We start from the raw sequence: 19,974 nt of genomic DNA, 5'->3' as shown, positions 1-19,974 counted from the left end.
ATGGTAGTGTCAAATTTTGCGGTGACACGAATTTTACAAATTTGATAAATTGACTGCATTTTAACGCATGGCTATAATAGGAATATTGAGAACGAAAGGGGAACTAAGATCGGCATGAAAAGAATTATTAGTTTTTTCGTTACAGTGATCGTGTTAGCTGGTGTAATGGCAGTAACAACTCCAGGATTACTCGATAAGGTCCGATTGGGCCTTGACCTTAAGGGAGGATTTGAAATTCTCTATGAGGCTAAGCCATTAGAAGAAGGACAAGCCGTTACTAAAGAATCTTTGAACCGCACTGCTCAGAGTTTAGAGAAGCGGGCAAACGTCTTAGGAACAAGTGAGCCAGAGGTGACTACAGAAGGAACTAACCGCATTCGTCTGAAGATCGCTGGCGTAACCAATGAGGCTGAAGTGAGAAAGAAAATGAAAGAACCTGCGAATCTTACGTTTCGTAGTTCGCCAACTGGTGGCAAAGAAGCGGCTGATTTCACTAAAATCGAGCTTTTAGGAAGTGATTTTAAAGAGAATGGTGCAGAAGTGGGTTATGACTCTCTAAACCAACCTGAAATTAGCATCCAAGTGAAGGATAAAGCTAAATTCACAGAAATTACAAAACGTCTTATCAACAAAGAATTAGGTATTTTCTTAGATGAAACGATGCTGTCTGCTCCTGTTGTAAGAGCGGAATTAAGCGATGGCAAAGCTTCCATTAGTGGTAACTACACGAATGATGAAGCTAAGAATCTTCGGGATACGATTAACTTAGGTGCGTTGCCACTTAGCTTGACGGAAAAGTATTCTCAAAGCGTAGGAGCTACACTTGGTAAACAATCATTGGATCAGACGATTGTTGCGGGTCTAATCGCATCGGCCTTTATTCTTCTTTTCATGATTGGGATATATCGTTTACCAGGATTATTAGCAAGTTTTGCTCTGATTTTACACACATGGTTACTTATTTTAGTATTCGTTCTAGCTGATTTCACATTAACTTTGCCTGGTATAGCAGCATTTATACTCGGGATAGGGATGGCTGTTGATGCTAATATCATAACCAATGAACGTATTAGAGAAGAAATGCGTAATGGAAGAAGCGTTATGTCTTCCGTTAAATTAGGAAATAAATCTTCTTTCCGTACGATAATCGATTCCAATGTTACGACAATCATAGTTGCAGGCGTTATGTTTGCATACGGAACAGGTGCTGTAAAAGGATTCGCATTAGTACTCATTGTTGAAATTGTATTGAGTATTGCCACGAACGTTTACTTCTCCCACTGGTTGCTTAGCCTCTTGGTTAAGTCAGGCCTACTTAAAGAACCGAAGCAATTTGGTGTGAAGGAGAGTGAAATTCGTGAACTTTAAGAAAGAAATTGATTTTGTTCATATTAGTAAGTATTACTATACGATCTCCATCATTTTAACGATCGTAGGGATCATCTGTCTTTCTATCTTTGGTTTGAATTTTGGAGTTGATTTTCGTGCAGGTTCCAATGTGGATATCTCACTCTCCAAATCGCTAACACAGAGCGAAGTTCAACCCATTCTCAAGAAGATTGGAATCGATGAGGGAACAAGTATTACCCCAGGTGATAAAAGAATGAATATTCGCTTCACCGAAGTGTTAAACGAAGAGCACGATAATCAGCTTAAAGCTGAGATTCAAAAGTTGGACAGTACTGCATCTTTTGAGATCAATACAGTAGATACAGAGATGGCTAAAGAACTTGGAAGAAATGCTATTTATGCAGTACTTCTGTCTTGCATCGGTATTATTATTTATGTGAGTATCCGCTTTGAATGGCGTTTTGCGTTAGCAGCGATATTGTCGCTCATTCATGATGCTTTCTTGGTTATCACAGTGTTCTCCATATTCCGTTTGGAAGTGGATTTGATCTTCATCACCGCTGTATTGACAATCATTGGGTATTCGATTAATGATACGATCGTTATATTCGACCGGATACGTGAGAATTTACGTTTCGCTAAGCTCAAGACGAACGAGGATCTTGTTCACTTGGTGAATAAGAGTGTGAATCAAATGCTTAAGCGGTCGATTTATACGGCACTGACGGTCTTTATCGCAGCGCTCTTCCTATACCTATTTGGAGGACAATCGATTAAAATGTTCTCCTTCGCTATGGTTATTGGACTTGTATTCGGAGCCTATTCTTCGATCTTTATTGCAAGCCCATTCTGGTTTTTCCTTAAGAGTAAAGAAAAGAATAAAAAAGTTGGAAAAACATCATAAGCTTAAGGGAATTGGAATAAAACAAAGAAAGCCGCGGTCTATGATGACGCGGCTTTCATATTGATTAGATCATGTTAGGGAGTACCAGTAGAAGTCATAGTTAGTGTGACATGGGATGACCACGGATATAGAGAGATTAGAGTTATCGGAATTGAAGTTGCTAGAGGGGGGCTCATGTGACTATACAACGTTTAGTGCCAACAGAAACCGTAACTTGGACAGGGATTATTTGTGAATTTGGACTTGCTTTATTTAAAGGGATTGTTGGATATTTCTCAGATAGCAAAGCTTTGCTAAGTGATGCATTGTATTCAGCGACGGAAGCTTCTACTTTATTAGCAGATAAAATTCCTTGGAAACGGCCGATATTTCTTAGAGGTAATCGTAAATCTGCAAAAACATCACCTATAATAGCCATTCTTTTTTCGATCTTAGTTCTTATGGGAGGATTACAAATTGCTACGAGTGCGATTATGAATCTTTCGAAAGATGACCTGAAATCACCGGGACTATTCTCAGTGATGGCTATCTTTGTCTCACTGGCTGTAAGAGAAGCTATCTTTCAATTTCAATACCGTGTATCGAAAAAAAGAAATGAAGGTAAACACACGGTATATGCTGCGAATCATCGTTTAGGATTATATTCATCTTTTATCGTATTAATTGGTGTCATTCTTTCGTTCGCAGGAGATATGTATGGATGGCCGGGATTACTATACATGGACTCTATTGCAGCGTTAATTGTATCGGTTCTTGTACTTAGAAAAGGGTATCTTCTTATCGTGAATTCTGTATATGGGAGGATTGCTCATCAGGAAATAGAAGAAGAAAATTCAGCTAATTTTATTGATACGGTCCAGCGTGTACACGGAATCATAACAGTAGATGATCTGAAATCACAAGAACATGGGCATTATATTGTGATTTATGTGAAAGTGAGTGTTAATCCGCGAATTACGGTTTTGGAAGCGCAAGATATTGCTGAGCGTGCGAAAAAGCTATTGATGAACCGCTTTCTACATGTTAGTGATGTGAATATTCAAGTGGTTCCTTACGATCCTGGTTATCCTTACAAGTCTAATCATGAATTAACAAGTCGGGATACGCCGACATTACTCCAATAGTCACAATGTTGAATGACATATGAATAAGGTAGGGAAAGAAAGGTGAATACACGTGCTCCATTCGAAGTATAAGTGGCAGCCACAGGCATACGACGCTAATGCAAGTCAACAATTTGCTGAGGTATTGTCTATTTCTCCGTTGCTTGCTTCCCTTCTTATCTCAAGAGGAATTTGCACCGTTGAAGAGGCTAACATGTTTATAAAAGGAAATATGGATGATTTACATGATCCGTTCCTGTTACACGGAATGACAGAAGCAGTTCCGAGAATTCTCCAAGCTGTTGATAGTGAGGAACATATTTTAGTATATGGGGATTATGACGCAGATGGCGTATCTAGTACATCGTTGATGATTCATCTCATGCGCCATATGGGAGCATCATATGATATTTACATACCACATCGTTCTAACGAGGGGTATGGACTTCATAATCATGCAATAGATTGGGCACATCAACAAGGCGTCTCTCTAATGATAACGGTTGACACGGGAATAAGTGCGGTGGAGCAGGTAGCTTACGCTAATTCATTAGGAATAGATGTTATTATTACCGATCACCATGAGCCTCCTGAGATTTTGCCTAATGCTTATGCCCTCATTAATCCTAAGCTATCGGATTGTTCCTATCCTTATAAAGGCTTAGCTGGCGTTGGGGTGGCCTACAAGCTATGTCAGGCCTTATTAGGTAATCCGCCTATCGAATGGACGGAACTTGTAGCTATTGGAACTGTAGCTGATTTAATGCCACTGACAGGTGAGAATCGTATCTTAGTTCAGACCGGGATTACATCCATGCGCAAATCGTCTTTTCAAGGGATTCAAGCATTACTTGAAGTAAGTGGCATTGTTAAGGAGACAGTAACGTCCACCAACATTGCGTTTGGTATGGCTCCTAGAATTAATGCAAGTGGAAGATTAGATCATGCAGGAAGAGCCGTATCTTTATTGACTACTGAGGATTCATCTGTTGCGCTAGGTCTTGCCCACGAGTTAGATAACTTGAATAAACAAAGGCAACAGGTTGTTGAGGATATCCTTCAAGAAGCACTAGCACAACTGGAGACGAAGATACAGAATGGTGGTCTACCGTCTGTCATTGTGTTGGCAGGGAAAGGTTGGAATGTCGGAGTAGTTGGTATTGTGGCATCCAAAATATTAGAACGTTACTATCGTCCAGTCCTCATATTAGGCATAGATGAAGAGACAGGAACGTGTAAAGGGTCTGCTCGTTCAATTTCTGAACTTGATATGTATGCGGCTCTAACTTCTTGCAAACATTTAATGGATCATTATGGTGGTCATCCAGCAGCTGCAGGGATGAGCTTGCACATAGAACAATTAAGTGAATTTGAAAGTGCTCTGAATCAATATGCGAAGACTATTCTAGTAACCGAGGATCTCATGCCTGTAGTTGATGCAGATGGGGAATGGAAGGTATCAGATTTACCGATCTCAGTTATTGAAGAGTTAGAGCTATTGCAACCATTTGGGATGGCTAATCCTGTTCCGCGCTTCATTATCAGGGATATCGTGTTGCAAGAAAGTCGCACCATGGGACGCGATCATAATCACCTTCGACTTACGATGCAACAAGGAAATAGTAGACTAGAAGCTGTTGCTTTCGGTCAAGGAAATCTATCTGACCTACTGACCTCAGGGACTTCCTTGGATGTTATCGGAGAATTGACAATTAATGAGTGGAATGGTTCGCGCAAGCTACAACTTATGCTTCATGATTTAGCGATATCTGAACCACAAGTGTATGATTTACGTGGCGTGAAAGAACCTCAAGTGGAGATAAATCGTTATCTACAATTGATGGGTCCTCGCTTGCGTGGTCAATCTGCACAAGTTGGTGTACTATTCGAAGAAAAGCGACTAACGGATGTAAGAAATCATTTGAACGAACTATCCCTTTGGGTATATGATAAGAACGGTGGAATGATAAGCTCTAATTCAGTTGCAGAACAAGGAAAGGATGATATAACGACTTTGTTTGTTTTGGATGCACCACAGTCTCCTAGGCAGTTAGATGATATGATGACAACATATAAGTCATTACGTAATATCGTCTTACTACATGCCATGGATGTCCCAGAGAAACTTCAAGTTCCTGATCGGGAACTGTTTAAAAAGTTGTATATATTGTTGTCTCGTATTGGATCTGTTCCTGTATCTGAAAGGGATGTATTGTCCCAAATCAGTCGTCAATCATCAACATCTGTGAGGATGCTCTCCATGATGATGGATGTATTCGAAGAGTTGTCCTTTATTGAACGAAGTCAAGGTTTTATTACGCTTGTGCTTAAACCTCCCAAGAAGGACCTGGATGATTCAATACACTTTCGTGAGCTAGGAAATCTTGCAGAGATGGAGCAGAATTTGTTCCATAGTAACACAATACAATTGACAAATTGGATGATAACCCTGTTGAAGGCTATCTCATAATACCAAGAAGTATCGCTCAAAACATTAGGTTATGCTTTCGAAGTATGTTTTTCGAAGTAAACCCAAGAAGTATCGCTCAAAACATTTTAGGAGGAAATTAACTTGAATTTAAAAGATTATATTCGTGTCATTCCTGATTTTCCAGAACAGGGAATTAGCTTTAAAGATATAACAACGCTACTTAACGATGGTGCTATGTACAAGAAAGCAATCGATGAACTTAAAGAGCTTATTAAGCATCTCGAAATAGATCTTATTGCTGGTCCAGAGGCTCGTGGTTTTGTCGTGGGAGCACCTCTTGCTTACGCATTGGGCGTTGGTTTTGTTCCGATTCGTAAAAGCGGTAAACTTCCTTATGAGACGATCGAATTGGGATATAACTTGGAATATGGTAATGACAGTCTAGCGATGCACACGGATGCTATTGAGAAAGGTCAAAAAGTATTAATTGCTGATGATCTTCTTGCTACGGGTGGAACGATCTCAACTTCAGTAAACTTAGTTCGTCAACTAGGTGGCGTTGTTGTAGGGGCTGCTTTCCTAATTGAGTTAGATCAATTAAAAGGCCGCGACAAATTAACGGATGTTGAAGTGTTCTCACTTCTATCCTATGAAGAATAGAGTTAACGCTCTAGCTTTATCGTCGGTATAATACAATAAAAACCCTCTTCCTTTATTATAGGGAAGAGGGTTTTTGTGATTCCAATGCTAATGTTGGATTTATTTATCAACGTTCGAAGCATCTTCTTTCTCGTTAGATAATCCAATTACTTCTAATAATTTGATGAATAAACTAAGTACAATTCCGACTATGGTTGCTAGGGCCATTCCTTTAAGTTCGACGGTGCCAATATGAAGAGTGGCTCCACTTAGACCAATAACCAAGACAAGAGTAGCTAGAATCATATTTGATGCTTTAGAGAAATCGACTTTCTGTTCTACGAATATACGAAGACCAGAAGCTGCAATAACACCGAACAACAGAAGTGACACGCCTCCCATGACAGCATGGGGGATATTGGAGATAACGGATGAGAAGGTTCCTGAGAAAGATAGAAAAATGGCAATAACAGCGGCTCCACCGATGACAAATACAGAGTAGACTTTCGTTAGAGCCATAACGCCTATATTCTCGCCATAGGTCGTATTAGGCGTTGAACCAACAAAGCCGGAGACAATGGTTGAGATCCCATTTCCGAGTAGTGAGCGGTGAAGACCAGGATCTTTATTGAGATCTTTACCGACAATACTACTTGTCACAAGTAAGTGACCTATATGTTCGACAATGACCACTAGAGACACTGGAATGATCGTCAGGATGACAGAGAAATTCCAACTTGGTGTTGTAATGTGTGGGGTGGCGAAGAAATTAGCGCCAGCTATCGCAGAAGTATTAACTTCACCCATGAAGTATGCTAATCCATACCCTGTTACAATACCAATTAAGATATGTATGATCTTAGGGAATCCTCGAAATACGAGGGCACCAATAATGGTAACACCCAGAGTAGTCATGGATATAATGATAGTAGGCATGTTGGGAGTCCAACTGGCAGTTGCTACATTCTCTGGCGCAATTAGACCAGCCATCCGTGCGGCTACCGGTACAAGTTCGAGTCCAATCGTCGCCACAATAGCCCCCATCACAGCTGGAGGGAATACGACATCAATCCATGCTGTACCTACAAGTTTGACAATCAAGGCCACGATACAAAAGATAACTCCTGTAACAATAAATGCGCCCAACGCGAATGAATAACCTTGATCAGGATCCTTAAGTATTAGTAAACTAACCGGTGATATAAATGCAAAGCTTGACCCTAAGTATGCTGGGATCTTTCCTTTACAAATTAGAATGTAGAATAACGTACCGATACCATTCATTAATAGAATCATACCAGGATCGACATGGAACAGATTTGGTACTAACACGGTACTGCCAAACATGGCGAATAAGTGTTGTAGGCTAAGTATAAAGCCAGGACCAAGGGGCAGTCTCTCATTTACTTGAATTTCTCGTTGCAACGCTTTTCACTCCTAATGATATATTATTACGACTCTAAAAAATGATCTTATATAGATTAATTAGATTTGGTGAATATTACAATAACATTTTCGAAATAATCACTTATATGTCACTTTAATGTTGAAAAGGGCACTTCATTGTCAACCCTTGTATTGGATTAGCGGAAGTGTTGACGTATTACGTCACAAGCGTCATAATTAATAAAAAATCACACGGAGGGAACCTGCACAGATTTATGGGAAAGCGGGTTCCATTTTATATAGAAGGGAAACGGCATAAACTAGATGGGCATAGAGCGATTACTTGAAAAGGCTGAAGCCTATATAAAAGAAAATGATCTTATCCGCATCCAAGAAGCATACGACTTCGCGGAACAAGCTCATCACGGACAGGTTCGGAAATCAGGCGAACCTTATATTCTGCATCCGCTAGCGGTTGCAGATATTGTCGTTGGCATGCAGATGGACTCCTTGTCTGTTATAGCAGCTCTCTTACATGATGTCGTTGAAGATACGACAGTCTCTTTAGTTGATATTCGTAACCAATTCGGAGATACCTGTGCGATGCTTGTAGATGGACTTACTAAGCTTGAACGCATTAAGTTCCGCTCCAAAGAAGAACAACAAAATGAGAACTATAGAAAAATGTTTATTGCGATGGCACAGGATATTCGTGTCATTGTAATTAAATTAGCAGATCGCCTTCATAATATGCGCACATTGAAGTTTCAATCGGAAGAAAGTCAGCGTCGAATTGCATATGAAACGTTGGAGATTTTTTGTCCTATTGCAGATCGGTTAGGTATTTCCGCTATCAAAGGAGAAATGGAAGACCTTTCTCTAAGATACTTAAATCCACAACAGTATTACCGTATTGCGAATCTGATTCACAAAAAACGTGCAGAACGTGAAGAATTTGTCGACAGTGTTATTTTGAGAATTAAAGAAAAATTGGACGAAATGGGCATCGAAGGTGACCTTTCTGGGCGTCCTAAACATATTTATAGTGTGTTCAACAAAATGACGACTAAGAACAAACAATTCAATGAAATATATGATTTGCTTGCTATTCGTATCATTGTAGACAATATCAAAGATTGTTATGCCACATTAGGGATTATCCATACCTTGTGGAAACCGATGCCTGGACGCTTTAAGGATTATATAGCTATGCCAAAAGCAAATATGTATCAATCCCTTCATACGACCGTGGTTGGTCCTAATGGGGAGCCTACAGAAGTTCAAATTCGTACGCTCGATATGCACCGTACTGCAGAATTTGGTATTGCCGCACATTGGGCGTATAAGGAAGGCACATCCGCTGTGGGTACCTTTGAGAATAAGATGACATTTTTCAGAGAGATTCTTGAACTTCAACATGAAGCTAAAGATGCTTCTGAATTTGTGGAATCACTTAAGATGGACTTTTTCTCTGATCTGGTCTTTGTATTTACGCCAAAAGGAGAAGTAGTTGAACTTCCATCAGGCTCAGTACCGTTAGATTATGCATACAGAATCCATACGGAAGTTGGGAATCGCACAATTGGTTCTAAAGTCAATGGTCGTATCGTACCGTTGGATCATAGGCTGAAGACCGGAGATATTGTCGAAATCATGACCTCCAAACATTCTTACGGACCCAGTCAGGATTGGCTTAAGATCGCTCAATCTTCTCACGCCAAAAGTAAAATTAAACAATGGTTCAAGAAGGAACGACGGGAAGAGAATGTTGAAAAAGGACATGATTCCATTGAACGAGAACTCAAGCGCCTTGGATTGGAACCTTCAGAATGGATGACAGATGATAAGTTAATGGAAGTAGCTAAGAAGTTTGCTTTCAATGACCCTGAAGATATGCTCTCGGCTGTAGGATTCAGTGGTATTACCGCATCTCAAATTGTTACACGTCTGACGGAGAAGCTGCGCAAAGAGCAAGAAGAAGCGAACATGATTGAATTGACCTCGGAAATCAAGGAAATCAAAGCACCTACCGTAGAAAAGAAAAATCGCCCTACGAACGGTGTTCGCGTTAAAGGGATAGATAATTTATTGATACGATTTGCGCGGTGCTGTAATCCAGTACCTGGTGACGAAATTATCGGTTATGTTACGCGTGGAAGAGGCGTGTCTATTCATCGTATGGACTGTCCGAACATTCCTTCAGAAGGGGATGGGGAGGAAGCAGCACGGGTTATCGAAGTGGAATGGGAAGGACAGCTTGAAGCGAATTATAGTGTCGACATTGAGATTACCGGTCATGATCGTAACGGACTCTTAAATGAGGTGTTACAGGCGGTATCCGAGATGAAGACGAATATATCTGCGGTCACGGGACGTTCTGATAAGAATAAAATGGCACAGATGCACATGACCATTCTAATTCGTAATACGGATCACCTTCATTCTGTTGTTGAGCGAATTAAGCGAGTGAAAGATGTGTACACGGTACATCGAATTATCCAGTAATCAGGGATAAGTGATAAAAGGAGCGAGAACGTTCATATGAAAGTGGTTGTACAACGCTGTAAAGAGGCTTGTGTTACCGTTGATGGGGATATCGTTGGTAAGATAGATCAAGGTTTAATGGTGCTCGTAGGGGTCACTCATGAAGACACAGAGAAGGACGTTAAATACTTGGTTGAGAAGGTAGCGGGCTTGCGTATCTTTGAAGATGATCTTGGTAAAATGAACCATAGTGTTGTCGATATGGGTGGAGCTATATTATCCGTATCTCAATTCACGTTATATGGGGATTGCCGTAAAGGTAGACGACCGAACTTCATGGCAGCAGCGAAACCTGATATAGCAAAAGACCTTTATGAATTCTTCAACGCTGAATTGATAGCTAAAGGGATACATGTTGAAACAGGTCAATTCGGTGAAATGATGGATGTTTCGTTTACAAATTGGGGACCGGTAACCTTGATTATCGATAGTCGTGTAGACGCATAGAAGGTGGGCTTAGAGGGAATGATGAGAATAGAGCGCAAGATATTCTTGTCTAACCAAAGGAGCGCTGTGTTATGCGTCAATCATCCAAACAATGCTCATCGCAAGTGTTACCGATGATAACCGTAGGTCATTTTAATGAAATTCTCCAAAGTGATCGTGCTTCAAAGTGTGTGTCATATCCAATGTGGGCGGTATGCCCCAAGGGTAACCATCGAGACGATATACCTAGATTGTAGAACAATGAATTTGATAATAGTATTGTGAACATGGACAACCTTTGAGGGTTGTCTTTTTATATATATTGGATGGTCATTCAAAGAGAGGTGAGCCTCCATATTTCACTAGATTTAGTATGTTATAAAATACGCTGGTTAGGGTAATAACAATTACATTCTAATGAACAAAGAAAGAGGAGGATTTACAATGTCTAAGCAAATCCAAGCGTATTTCCAGACAGAGGACCAAGCAGAAGGTGCAAAAACGACCCTTCTTACGTATAAAACGGAGCATTTAGAAGTTAGTAAGTTAGCAGAAGCGATTGATCGCGATAATCATCTTTTATTTCCTTTAGTCGGAATCAATACATCTGGCAATATCAATACTTCAGGAGCAGTAGGAATTATGGGAGCGGGCGGCATCGCAGGGATCAACATTGTTCCTACCCTGGACAACAATGATGTTGAGACCGATAAACGTGTCGAATCACATGTAAATGATGAAGGCAAGTTGGGGAACGCTGCTGAAGTTACCTCTGATAATATCGATCATCTTAATTATGTTCTTGTAGCTAAAGTTCAGGCTGAGCATTATAATGAAATTGTTCAAATGCTTCGAGAACATCATGCCTATGTTGAAAAGTTGGACTAAAAACGTTATAAATAAAGCGCTTTCCAAAATGTAATATAAATGTAATATAGAATCAATGTTCTCTTAACATAGTCTGACTATAATAAACCCATGACCCCCTTTTTTAATATAACTTTTGACCTACAATATCGATTGTGGGTCTTTTTTTTGTCGTAAAATGAATGTCCGCTATTGACTTTAGTACGCTAGTTCATTACAATCTAAAAATAGTTGAAAATCGATTCAATGACAGGATAAAGTAATCTAGGCCCCACAAGATCAGAGAAGAGTCCCTTGGCTGTAAGGATTCTCTTGATGACCGGATGAATGACTTCCTCGAGAACAGTTGGCGAAACAATCGACTCTCATTTGAGAAATCGTATGTTGTAGTAGCCGTACTGCGCTGAACGGGCGTTAATCGTATAAGCGGATGGCTATCACAGTCTTAATGGACAGTGAGTTATTCGAAATGTGGGTGGTACCACGGGTGATTACTTTAATGATAATCTCTCGTCCCGGTTCTTTTTGAACAGGGCGGGAGATTTTTTTGATTCAAAAAAATGGTTATATATGTAAAAGGAGGTAGTTGTAATGGCCTTTCAAAAACCGACAGGAACGCAAGATTTATTGCCGGGTATGGTAGAAAAATGGCAGTATGTTGAACAAAAAGCAAGAGATCTGTGCAGACGTTTTAATTATCGTGAGATACGTACGCCACTTTTTGAACAGACGGATTTATTTGTACGTGGTGTAGGGGATACAACCGATATCGTTGAGAAGGAAATGTATACGTTCAATGATAAAGGTGACCGCAGCATGACCTTACGTCCGGAAGGAACAGCAGGCGTAGTCAGAGCGTACGTGGAGAATAAGTTATACGGCGAACCTGATGTTAGCAAGCTGTATTATATCGGACCTATGTTTCGGTATGAACGCCCTCAAGCAGGACGATATCGTCAATTCCATCAGTTCGGGGTAGAAGCTTTTGGAGCGGTAGATCCTGCAATTGATGCGGAAGTAATATCACTTGGTTATCAATTTTGTAAAGAGTTAGGAATGCAGGGTGTGAAAGTAGAAATTAACTCTGTAGGTACACCTGAGACTCGTACAGCATATCGAGAGAAATTACTTGCTTATCTAACACCAATGAAGGACAGTCTTTGCAAAGATTGTAATTCTCGAATGGATCGCAATCCTATGCGTGTACTGGATTGTAAAGTGGATCAAGATAAATTCCATGATGCTCCTTCTATTTTGGAAAGTTTAGATGAAGAATGTAGCACTCTTTTTGAGAAGGTAAAGCAGCATTTGGATGTTATGGAAGTGGACTATGTTGTCAATCCAAGACTCGTTCGTGGACTGGATTATTATACGCATACCGCTTTTGAATTCAAAGCAGAAGGTATTGGCGCTATTGATACCATTGGTGGTGGAGGGCGTTATAACGGTCTTGTGAGTGGTATTGGCGGACCAGACCAACCGGGTATTGGCGTAGGTATTGGTTTGGAACGTATTGTACTTATTCTTGAGAAACAACAGATCGAACTCAATGCACAGAAACCTCTGGATGTATACTTCGTCGCTTTAGGCGAACAAGCAGACATGGAAATTACCAAACAAGTATTTAAACTTCGTCAACTTGGATTCTCAGTAGAACGTGATTATTTGGGACGTAAGATGAAAGCTCAGATGAAGTCCTCAGATCGCTTGAAGGCTCGTTATACTGCGATTCTTGGTAATGATGAGCTCGAACGTGGTGAAATAGCCCTGAAATCGATGGAAACGGGTGAACAGCTTACTGTGAAGTTGGATGAGATCCATCTGAAAATTGTTTAAAATGCCGATTAGGCTAACTATAGAAAAAGGGGATTGATATAGTATGAGTAGAACACATCAATGTGGAAAACTTACGACAGCACATATCGGAGAGACAGTTACTCTGAACGGTTGGGTACAGACGCGTCGCGATTTGGGAGGCGTTATGTTTATAGATTTCCGCGATCGTAGCGGGATCGTACAGATCGTATTTAACCCAAGCTTCTCCGGTGATGCACTTGCTATTGCGGATAAGGTTCGTAGTGAATATGTACTGACTGTAACAGGTGAGGTTGTACTACGCGATAAAGAGACCGTTAATGCTAATCTCCCTACAGGAGAAATTGAAGTACGTATTACAGAGATTGAAGTGTTAAATGCAGCTAAGACACCTCCATTCTTTATTGAAGATGGTGTTGAAGTCGATGAATCACTTCGTTTGAAATATCGTTACTTAGATTTGCGTAGACCTGAAATGCAGAAGACACTTATGTTGCGCTCAAAAGCAACTAAGATTTTCCGTGATTTCTTAGATGATGAAGGTTTCATCGACGTGGAGACGCCAATCTTGACTAAGAGTTCTCCAGAAGGTGCACGTGATTACTTGGTTCCAAGTCGTGTGCATGCTGGTGAGTTCTTCGCACTACCGCAATCACCACAAATTTACAAACAATTATTAATGGTAGGTGGAATTGAACGTTACTATCAAATCGCTCGTTGTTTCCGCGATGAAGATCTTCGTTCAGACCGTCAACCTGAATTTACACAAGTCGATATTGAGACTTCTTTCATAGATCGCGATACCCTTTTAAATATGATGGAGCAATTGATGGTTCGTCTATTCAAGGAAACCGTGGGTGCGGAATTGCCGACACCATTCCAACGTATTAGTCATGCTGACGCGATGAGCAAGTATGGTTCTGATAAACCGGATCTACGTTTTGGATTAGAACTCGTAGAATTGAGTGATATCGTAGCTAATAGTGGAGCTAAGGTATTTGCATCCGTTATTGGAAATGGCGGTCAAGTGAAGTGTCTTAACGCTAAAGGTTGCGGAACATGGAGTCGTAAAGACATCGATGAACTTGGAACTTATGCAAGTCGTTATGGCGCGAAAGGACTAGCTTGGGTCCAAGTGAAAGATGGCGAATTTAAAGGTCCAATCGTTAAATTCCTGTCTGAAGAAGAAATTGAAGCAATCAAAGAACGCACGGGAGCAGAAGAAGGCGACCTTCTATTGTTCTCCGCGGACACCAGTAAGATTGTTGCAGATGTTCTAGGTGCATTACGTCTTAAGATTGGTCGTCAATTAGGATTAATTAACGATAAAGAATTCAAATTTGTCTGGGTATTGGACTTCCCGTTACTTAGCTATGATGATGATCAAAAACGTTATATCGCAGAACACCACCCGTTCACACGTCCGAAGGATGAGGATTTGGAATTATTCGATACAGATCCTTTGAAGATGCGTGCTGAAGCTTATGATATCGTATTAAATGGCTATGAAGTCGGTGGCGGTTCGATGCGTATCTTTAAACGTGAGATTCAGGAAAAAATGTTCAATGCGCTCGGTTTGTCACCTGAAGATGCGTATGATAAGTTCGGATACTTACTTGATGCATTTGAATATGGGACTCCACCTCATGGCGGTATTGCCTTTGGATTGGACAGACTGATTATGTTACTGGCTGGTCGTACGAACCTTCGTGAGACGATTGCATTCCCGAAAACAGCTAGCGCAACGGATCTGTTGATGGATGCTCCTTCACCAGTAGAAAATGTACAGCTTGAACAACTTCATATTAAATTGTCGAAAAAACCAGGTGAAGAAAAGAAAGCTTAAAGGAGGCATCTGTACATGTTGCATCAATTTTCGCGTACAGAACTCGCAATAGGATCAGAAGGCCTTGAGATCATGAAGAATAGTACGGTAGCCGTCTTGGGTATCGGGGGAGTGGGCTCCATTGCGGTGGAGGCCCTCGCCCGTACAGGTGTTGGACGAATCATTCTGATTGATAAGGATGTCGTGGATATCACGAACATTAATCGACAAATTCACGCTTTAACTACGACAGTTGGTCAGGAAAAGACGGAATTGATGGTCGATCGAGTGAAGCTAATTAACCCTGACTGCGAGGCTATCGCGCTCAATATGTTTTACACGGATGAAACGTATGAGGAATTATTTAAATATGACTTGGATTATGTACTGGATGCATCGGACACGATCATTTACAAAATCCATATTATTAAAGAATGTCTCAAAAGAAAGATTCCGATGATATCAAGTATGGGTGCTGCGAACAAGATGGATCCAACACGGTTTCAAGTCGCGGATATATCGAAGACAACGATGGATCCTATTGCAAGGGTCATTCGTACAAGGCTTCGCAAAGAAGGTATTAAGAAGGGTGTGAAGGTGGTATTCTCGACAGAGACGCCGATGAAACCCCGTGAGGACATCACGCAAAAGATTGTACCTGAGAATGCACCAGATAGACGTAAAGCTAAGCAACCTCCTGCGAGCAATGCTTTTGTACCGCCAGTGGTAGGGTTGATTATGGCTAGTGTTGCGGTTCGTGAGTTACTTGCTAACAAAGGAATTACTACATGAATTTTAAAATAGGGGTGCGTGGTTTCCGAATTTTCGGTGTCCGCGCCCTTTTTTTATCATTATGGGATATGCTACATAATGGATATAAAAAAGAGAACACAGAATGGGGAACAAGTTAATGAAATCAGGATTTTGGCACCGAAGTCTGGGTCTTACGCCGCAAGATGATTGGAAGAAAGAAATGATTGCAGGAATGGTATCCTACTTTGCAGTCGTTTATATTGTTATGGTTAACGCGACGATTCTTCATGATGCAGGTATGCCATTAAAAGCCGCTATGGTGGGTACACTACTGACATCCATTACGGGATGTCTGCTTATGGCATTTGGTGGGAAGTCACCTATTATTGTAGTCCCGGGTATGGGAATCAACGCATTTTTTACATATACACTTGTTCATTCCATGAAGCTGAGCTGGCAGGAGGCTCTTGCGGTTGTAACCGTAACGGGCATTTTGTTCTCCATCGTAGCCTTTACTTCGCTTTATCGAATCATTAGTGAAGCGATACCAATAAATCTTCAACACGGCATTACGGTAGGGATCGGATTATTTCTGACATTTATCGGTTTGCAGAAAAGTAGTATCGTGGTTGCCCATCAAACGACATTTGTCGCCATTGGCCATTTCTCAGATCCATCAGTCATCGTTTCTTGTGTGACGTTGCTCCTAGGATTGGTTCTATTTGTACGGGGAGTGCCAGGAGGAATGCTCATAACGATGTTGACAGGAACAGGACTTGCTTATCTTCTGGGTGCGGGTCCGACTGCTCCTAAAGCCGAGGCGGGTCCTACCTTTCAAAGCTATGGTGAAGTATTTGGTGGGTTATCATGGTCCAATATGGGTAACATTGTGTTCTGGATTGCTGTATTTCTTCTGTTATTGATTGTTGTTTTTGAGAATATTGGATTAGTGGCTTCTCAGACGGCCATGAGCGGTCGCCCGGAGAACTTTAAAGGAAGTCTCCGTGCATTGTCAATAACGAATATATTCGCAGGTATATTCGGTTCAAGTCCGGTGGTGGCAGCTGCTGAGTCTAATGCTGGAATTGCAGCTGGTGGACGTACTGGGCTAACTTCATTAGTCTCCGCTGTTTTGTTTGCTGCTACGTTTTTATTTATCCCACTATTAACTTGGATTCCCGATAGTGCAATTGCACCTATGTTGATCATTATTGGTGGGCTAATGGTTCAAAATGTACAAGAAATGGATTTCTCAGATCTGACTGAAGCATTTCCGGCCTTCTTGGTTATGGTCATGATTCCGTTCACCTATAGTATTGTAGATGGCATGGCTTTTGGCTTCATTGCGTACCCGGTTGTGAAGCTAGCACAGAATAGAGGGAAAGAAGTTCCTCCCGTACTTTACGGCATTGCCGCTTTATTTATTGCTAACTTCGTTCTTAATTCATTGTTGTAAAAGACTCGTGGTTTCTCTAATACCGTTATGATATACTTAATTTCCTTTGCTGTAAGGTAATATTTTGAAGCGAAGTATCAATAGGAAGCGAAAGCTCCACAAAACTAAGTTTATGCTTACGAAGCGAGTTTTTTTGGAGTAATAACAGGAAGTAACGCGTCACAAAAACTAAGTTAATGCTTACGAAGCAAGTTTTTTTACGAAGTAACACTAGGATGCGAAAGCTCCAAAAAACTTTTAGGAGGTAACTGAAAATGGAGGACAACTTTCAAAGTGCCTATCAAGAGGAAGAGAAAAGGCTGAATGATGCGATCACAGAAATTGATCGTCAACTGCAATGGTTACAAAGTGTTGATGTCTATACTGGGCATGATTTCACAGAGCAGGTCCTCGAAGAGGCGCGCAAAGAGAAACGTATAACACTAGCCAAAAGCGTACAGGAGCCCTATTTTGGACGCTTGGATTTCCAGGGTACAAAGGATAAAGATAGAAAGCCACTTTATATTGGTAAGTTAGGTGTCGATCGGGAAGTCGTAACAGATCAGCCACTTGTTATTGATTGGCGTGCGCCTGTAGCAAGTCTTTTTTACTCATTCACCGGAGGTGATGAGGCAACATCCTATGAAGCGCCTGAAGGATTGATTGAGGGACTCGTATTCTTGAAACGAAATGTCGTTATTCGCAAGCAAATCTTAGAAAGAGTCTCAGATACCTATAACAAAGAAAATGAGCAACCAGCGGTATCAGATGAATTTCTAGTCTATAGGCTTGGAGAGAACAAAGATAATAAGCTACGTGACATCGTATCAACGATTCAAGCTGAGCAGGACCAAATTATTCGTGCTGCCAAGAATACAGCTCTTATTATTCAAGGCGTAGCGGGGAGCGGAAAGACAACGGTCGCGCTACATCGTCTGGCCTACTTACTTTATCAGTATAAAGAGCAAGTTACGGCAGAAAAAATGATTATTTTTGCTCCCAACCATATGTTCTTAGATTATATTTCTGATGTACTCCCTGAACTAGGTGTAGGAGATATTCAACAGAGTACATTTGCGGATTGGGCGTTGGAAGTGCTTGAGCTGAATATGCCTCTTACAGATGCGGCAGAGACACTTGATTATTGGTTCGAACATACGGGTGGAACTCGAGAGATAAATGATGAGGTTCCAGGTAGATTTAAAGGTTCTTTGACACTCATGAAAATGATCTCAAGTGTAATTGAATCATTGGAGACTTCTTCTGTACCAGAAGGTGATTTCAGCCCATGGGATGGCAAGGTGCTGTCTCGGGACAAGATCCTCTATTGGTATAATGAAGAATACAAGCCGTATCCTCTTGCCAAAAGAAAAGAACGGGTCATGACGAGAATTCATCGCTGGGTGGAAATGGAACTCAAGAAATCCCCATCCGAAGCCGTGTTTAAAGACCGTAAGAAGAAGGCAACACAACGTGAGAAGAGTTACGCTACCAAGTGGCCTAAATATGAGCCTTTGACATTATATAAACAAATGTTTCGTGTCTTAAAAGCACCAATAGGTTGGTCAGATGAAGCCCTACAAGGAATTCCGACCAGCGTGCTGAAATCAACACAATTGGATCTTAAGAAGGATATTATCCGGGAAGAAGATCTATCGCCACTTTTGTATATTCATTATTTATTAAATGATATAACCAGTGAACAGCGATTTGACCATATTGTCATTGATGAGGCACAGGATTTCTCACCATTCCAGGTAGCCATATTGGATTTCTTTGTCCGAGGACATTCCTTCACCATTCTAGGCGATCTCTCACAAGGAATTCATGCTTACCGGGGAGTTCATCAATGGGAAGAGATGAGTTCGTTATTCGAACCAGAACATACAGCCTACTTCGCATTAACTCGGAGTTATCGCTCAACGATGGAGATTATCGAATTTGCGAACGGGATTTTGGAAAAGGGTGTCCAAAGTGATCTGATGGCTATTCCCGTATTCCGTAGTGGAGATACTGTTCGGTTAATCCCTTATGGTAAGGATGAAGGAGCGAGAATAGACGATTTACAAACGGCATTAAATCGATTATCTTCGAAAGAATATCGGACGGTAGCTATTCTGACGCGAACTCTAAGTGAAGCTAGAGAACTGCATCATCAATTAGTAAAAGTGACACCGGATTTACATTTAATCGATGGAAGCAAACAAGCTTACCAAGGTGGATTATCCATACTTCCAGTGTATCTTTCTAAAGGGTTGGAGTTCGATGCTGTCATTGTAGCCGATGCCGATCTAGATCATTACGGTCCCAAACCATGGGATGCCAAACTGATGTATGTGGGATGTACCCGTGCATTGCATGAGTTATGGATTATGCATGGTGAAGGTGTTCCAGATTATTTGGGAAATCAGGACGAAGATATAGCCGTGCAAGGTTGGCCTGAATCATAATGAAATTAAGTGGTTGTGGTAAAAAATAGTTATACTTATTCTTTCA

At 40.9% G+C, this 19,974-nt stretch carries 14 protein-coding genes; 13 read left to right on the top strand and 1 reads right to left on the bottom strand.

Annotation, left to right across the window (positions count from 1 at the left end; all coding sequences use genetic code 11):
- The first annotated feature begins 114 nt into the window (after window positions 1-114).
- The 5 genes from secD (at window position 115) to BW961_RS15195 (ending at window position 6,448) form a co-directional block, all read left to right on the top strand.
- Window positions 115-1,368: a protein translocase subunit SecD gene (secD, locus tag BW961_RS15215; RefSeq protein ID WP_068588041.1), complete on the top strand. Its 1,254-nt coding sequence runs from the start codon at window positions 115-117 to the stop codon at window positions 1,366-1,368.
- Window positions 1,358-2,254, top strand: a complete 897-nt coding sequence (gene secF / locus BW961_RS15210) for a protein translocase subunit SecF (RefSeq protein ID WP_068588039.1) — start codon at window positions 1,358-1,360, stop codon at window positions 2,252-2,254. The genes secD and secF overlap by 11 nt, the downstream gene beginning before the upstream one ends.
- A 176-nt stretch (window positions 2,255-2,430) precedes the next feature.
- The gene (locus tag BW961_RS15205; RefSeq protein WP_068588036.1) at window positions 2,431-3,378 is read left to right on the top strand and encodes a cation diffusion facilitator family transporter; all 948 of its coding nucleotides are present in this window, start codon (window positions 2,431-2,433) and stop codon (window positions 3,376-3,378) included.
- A gap of 52 nt (window positions 3,379-3,430) precedes the next feature.
- Window positions 3,431-5,827 (top strand): single-stranded-DNA-specific exonuclease RecJ, encoded by a 2,397-nt coding sequence (gene recJ, locus BW961_RS15200; RefSeq protein ID WP_068588032.1) that lies wholly within the window; start codon window positions 3,431-3,433, stop codon window positions 5,825-5,827.
- A 102-nt stretch (window positions 5,828-5,929) separates the two neighbouring features.
- Window positions 5,930-6,448 carry an adenine phosphoribosyltransferase gene (locus tag BW961_RS15195; protein ID WP_068588029.1) on the top strand — a complete coding sequence of 173 codons (519 nt, stop codon included), beginning with the start codon at window positions 5,930-5,932 and terminating at the stop codon, window positions 6,446-6,448.
- 99 nt (window positions 6,449-6,547) lie between these two features.
- Here BW961_RS15195 and uraA read toward each other — a convergent pair whose 3' ends face one another.
- Window positions 6,548-7,852, bottom strand: coding sequence for a uracil permease (gene uraA, locus BW961_RS15190; RefSeq protein WP_068588026.1), 1,305 nt, complete (start codon window positions 7,850-7,852; stop codon window positions 6,548-6,550).
- Window positions 7,853-8,137: 285 nt separating this feature from the next.
- Here uraA and BW961_RS15185 point away from each other — a divergent pair, with 285 nt between their 5' ends.
- The 8 genes from BW961_RS15185 to BW961_RS15150 all read left to right on the top strand — a co-directional run bounded on the left by BW961_RS15185 (window position 8,138) and on the right by BW961_RS15150 (window position 19,928).
- Entirely contained in the window at window positions 8,138-10,318 is a 2,181-nt protein-coding gene (locus BW961_RS15185; RefSeq protein WP_068588023.1) for a RelA/SpoT family protein, read from the top strand.
- A gap of 36 nt (window positions 10,319-10,354) precedes the next feature.
- The gene (dtd, locus tag BW961_RS15180; RefSeq protein WP_068588020.1) at window positions 10,355-10,804 is read left to right on the top strand and encodes a D-aminoacyl-tRNA deacylase; all 450 of its coding nucleotides are present in this window, start codon (window positions 10,355-10,357) and stop codon (window positions 10,802-10,804) included.
- 423 nt (window positions 10,805-11,227) lie between these two features.
- Entirely contained in the window at window positions 11,228-11,671 is a 444-nt protein-coding gene (locus BW961_RS15175) for a hypothetical protein (protein ID WP_068588017.1), read from the top strand.
- A 570-nt stretch (window positions 11,672-12,241) separates the two neighbouring features.
- Window positions 12,242-13,486 (top strand): histidine--tRNA ligase, encoded by a 1,245-nt coding sequence (gene hisS, locus BW961_RS15170; RefSeq protein WP_068588015.1) that lies wholly within the window; start codon window positions 12,242-12,244, stop codon window positions 13,484-13,486.
- A gap of 43 nt (window positions 13,487-13,529) precedes the next feature.
- On the top strand, window positions 13,530-15,311 hold the full coding sequence (gene aspS, locus BW961_RS15165; RefSeq protein WP_068588013.1) for an aspartate--tRNA ligase: 1,782 nt from the start codon (window positions 13,530-13,532) through the stop codon (window positions 15,309-15,311).
- 15 nt (window positions 15,312-15,326) lie between these two features.
- Complete coding sequence (locus BW961_RS15160) at window positions 15,327-16,082, top strand: tRNA threonylcarbamoyladenosine dehydratase (protein ID WP_068588011.1); 756 nt, start codon at window positions 15,327-15,329, stop codon at window positions 16,080-16,082.
- A gap of 118 nt (window positions 16,083-16,200) precedes the next feature.
- Window positions 16,201-17,499 carry an NCS2 family permease gene (locus BW961_RS15155; protein ID WP_068588145.1) on the top strand — a complete coding sequence of 433 codons (1,299 nt, stop codon included), beginning with the start codon at window positions 16,201-16,203 and terminating at the stop codon, window positions 17,497-17,499.
- A 254-nt stretch (window positions 17,500-17,753) separates the two neighbouring features.
- Window positions 17,754-19,928, top strand: coding sequence for a HelD family protein (locus tag BW961_RS15150; protein ID WP_068588008.1), 2,175 nt, complete (start codon window positions 17,754-17,756; stop codon window positions 19,926-19,928).
- The last annotated feature ends 46 nt before the right edge of the window (window positions 19,929-19,974 follow it).

The sequence above is a fragment of the Paenibacillus macquariensis genome (assembly GCF_900156375.1).
Taxonomy (GTDB): Bacteria; Bacillota; Bacilli; order Paenibacillales; family Paenibacillaceae; genus Paenibacillus_AQ; species Paenibacillus_AQ macquariensis.
Note: the sequence above shows the minus strand (reverse complement) of the source record. Positions and strands in the feature narration are given on the sequence as shown.

Bases quoted from the DNA above. Each gene is read 5' to 3' on its own strand.
- secD (WP_068588041.1), top strand. From the start codon at position 115: ATGAAAAGAATTATTAGTTTTTTCGTTACAGTGATCGTGTTAGCTGGT.
- BW961_RS15185 (WP_068588023.1), top strand. From the start codon at position 8,138: ATGGGCATAGAGCGATTACTTGAAAAGGCTGAAGCCTATATAAAAGAA.
- dtd (WP_068588020.1), top strand. From the start codon at position 10,355: ATGAAAGTGGTTGTACAACGCTGTAAAGAGGCTTGTGTTACCGTTGAT.
- BW961_RS15175 (WP_068588017.1), top strand. From the start codon at position 11,228: ATGTCTAAGCAAATCCAAGCGTATTTCCAGACAGAGGACCAAGCAGAA.
- hisS (WP_068588015.1), top strand. From the start codon at position 12,242: ATGGCCTTTCAAAAACCGACAGGAACGCAAGATTTATTGCCGGGTATG.
- aspS (WP_068588013.1), top strand. From the start codon at position 13,530: ATGAGTAGAACACATCAATGTGGAAAACTTACGACAGCACATATCGGA.
- BW961_RS15160 (WP_068588011.1), top strand. From the start codon at position 15,327: ATGTTGCATCAATTTTCGCGTACAGAACTCGCAATAGGATCAGAAGGC.
- BW961_RS15155 (WP_068588145.1), top strand. From the start codon at position 16,201: ATGAAATCAGGATTTTGGCACCGAAGTCTGGGTCTTACGCCGCAAGAT.
- BW961_RS15150 (WP_068588008.1), top strand. From the start codon at position 17,754: ATGGAGGACAACTTTCAAAGTGCCTATCAAGAGGAAGAGAAAAGGCTG.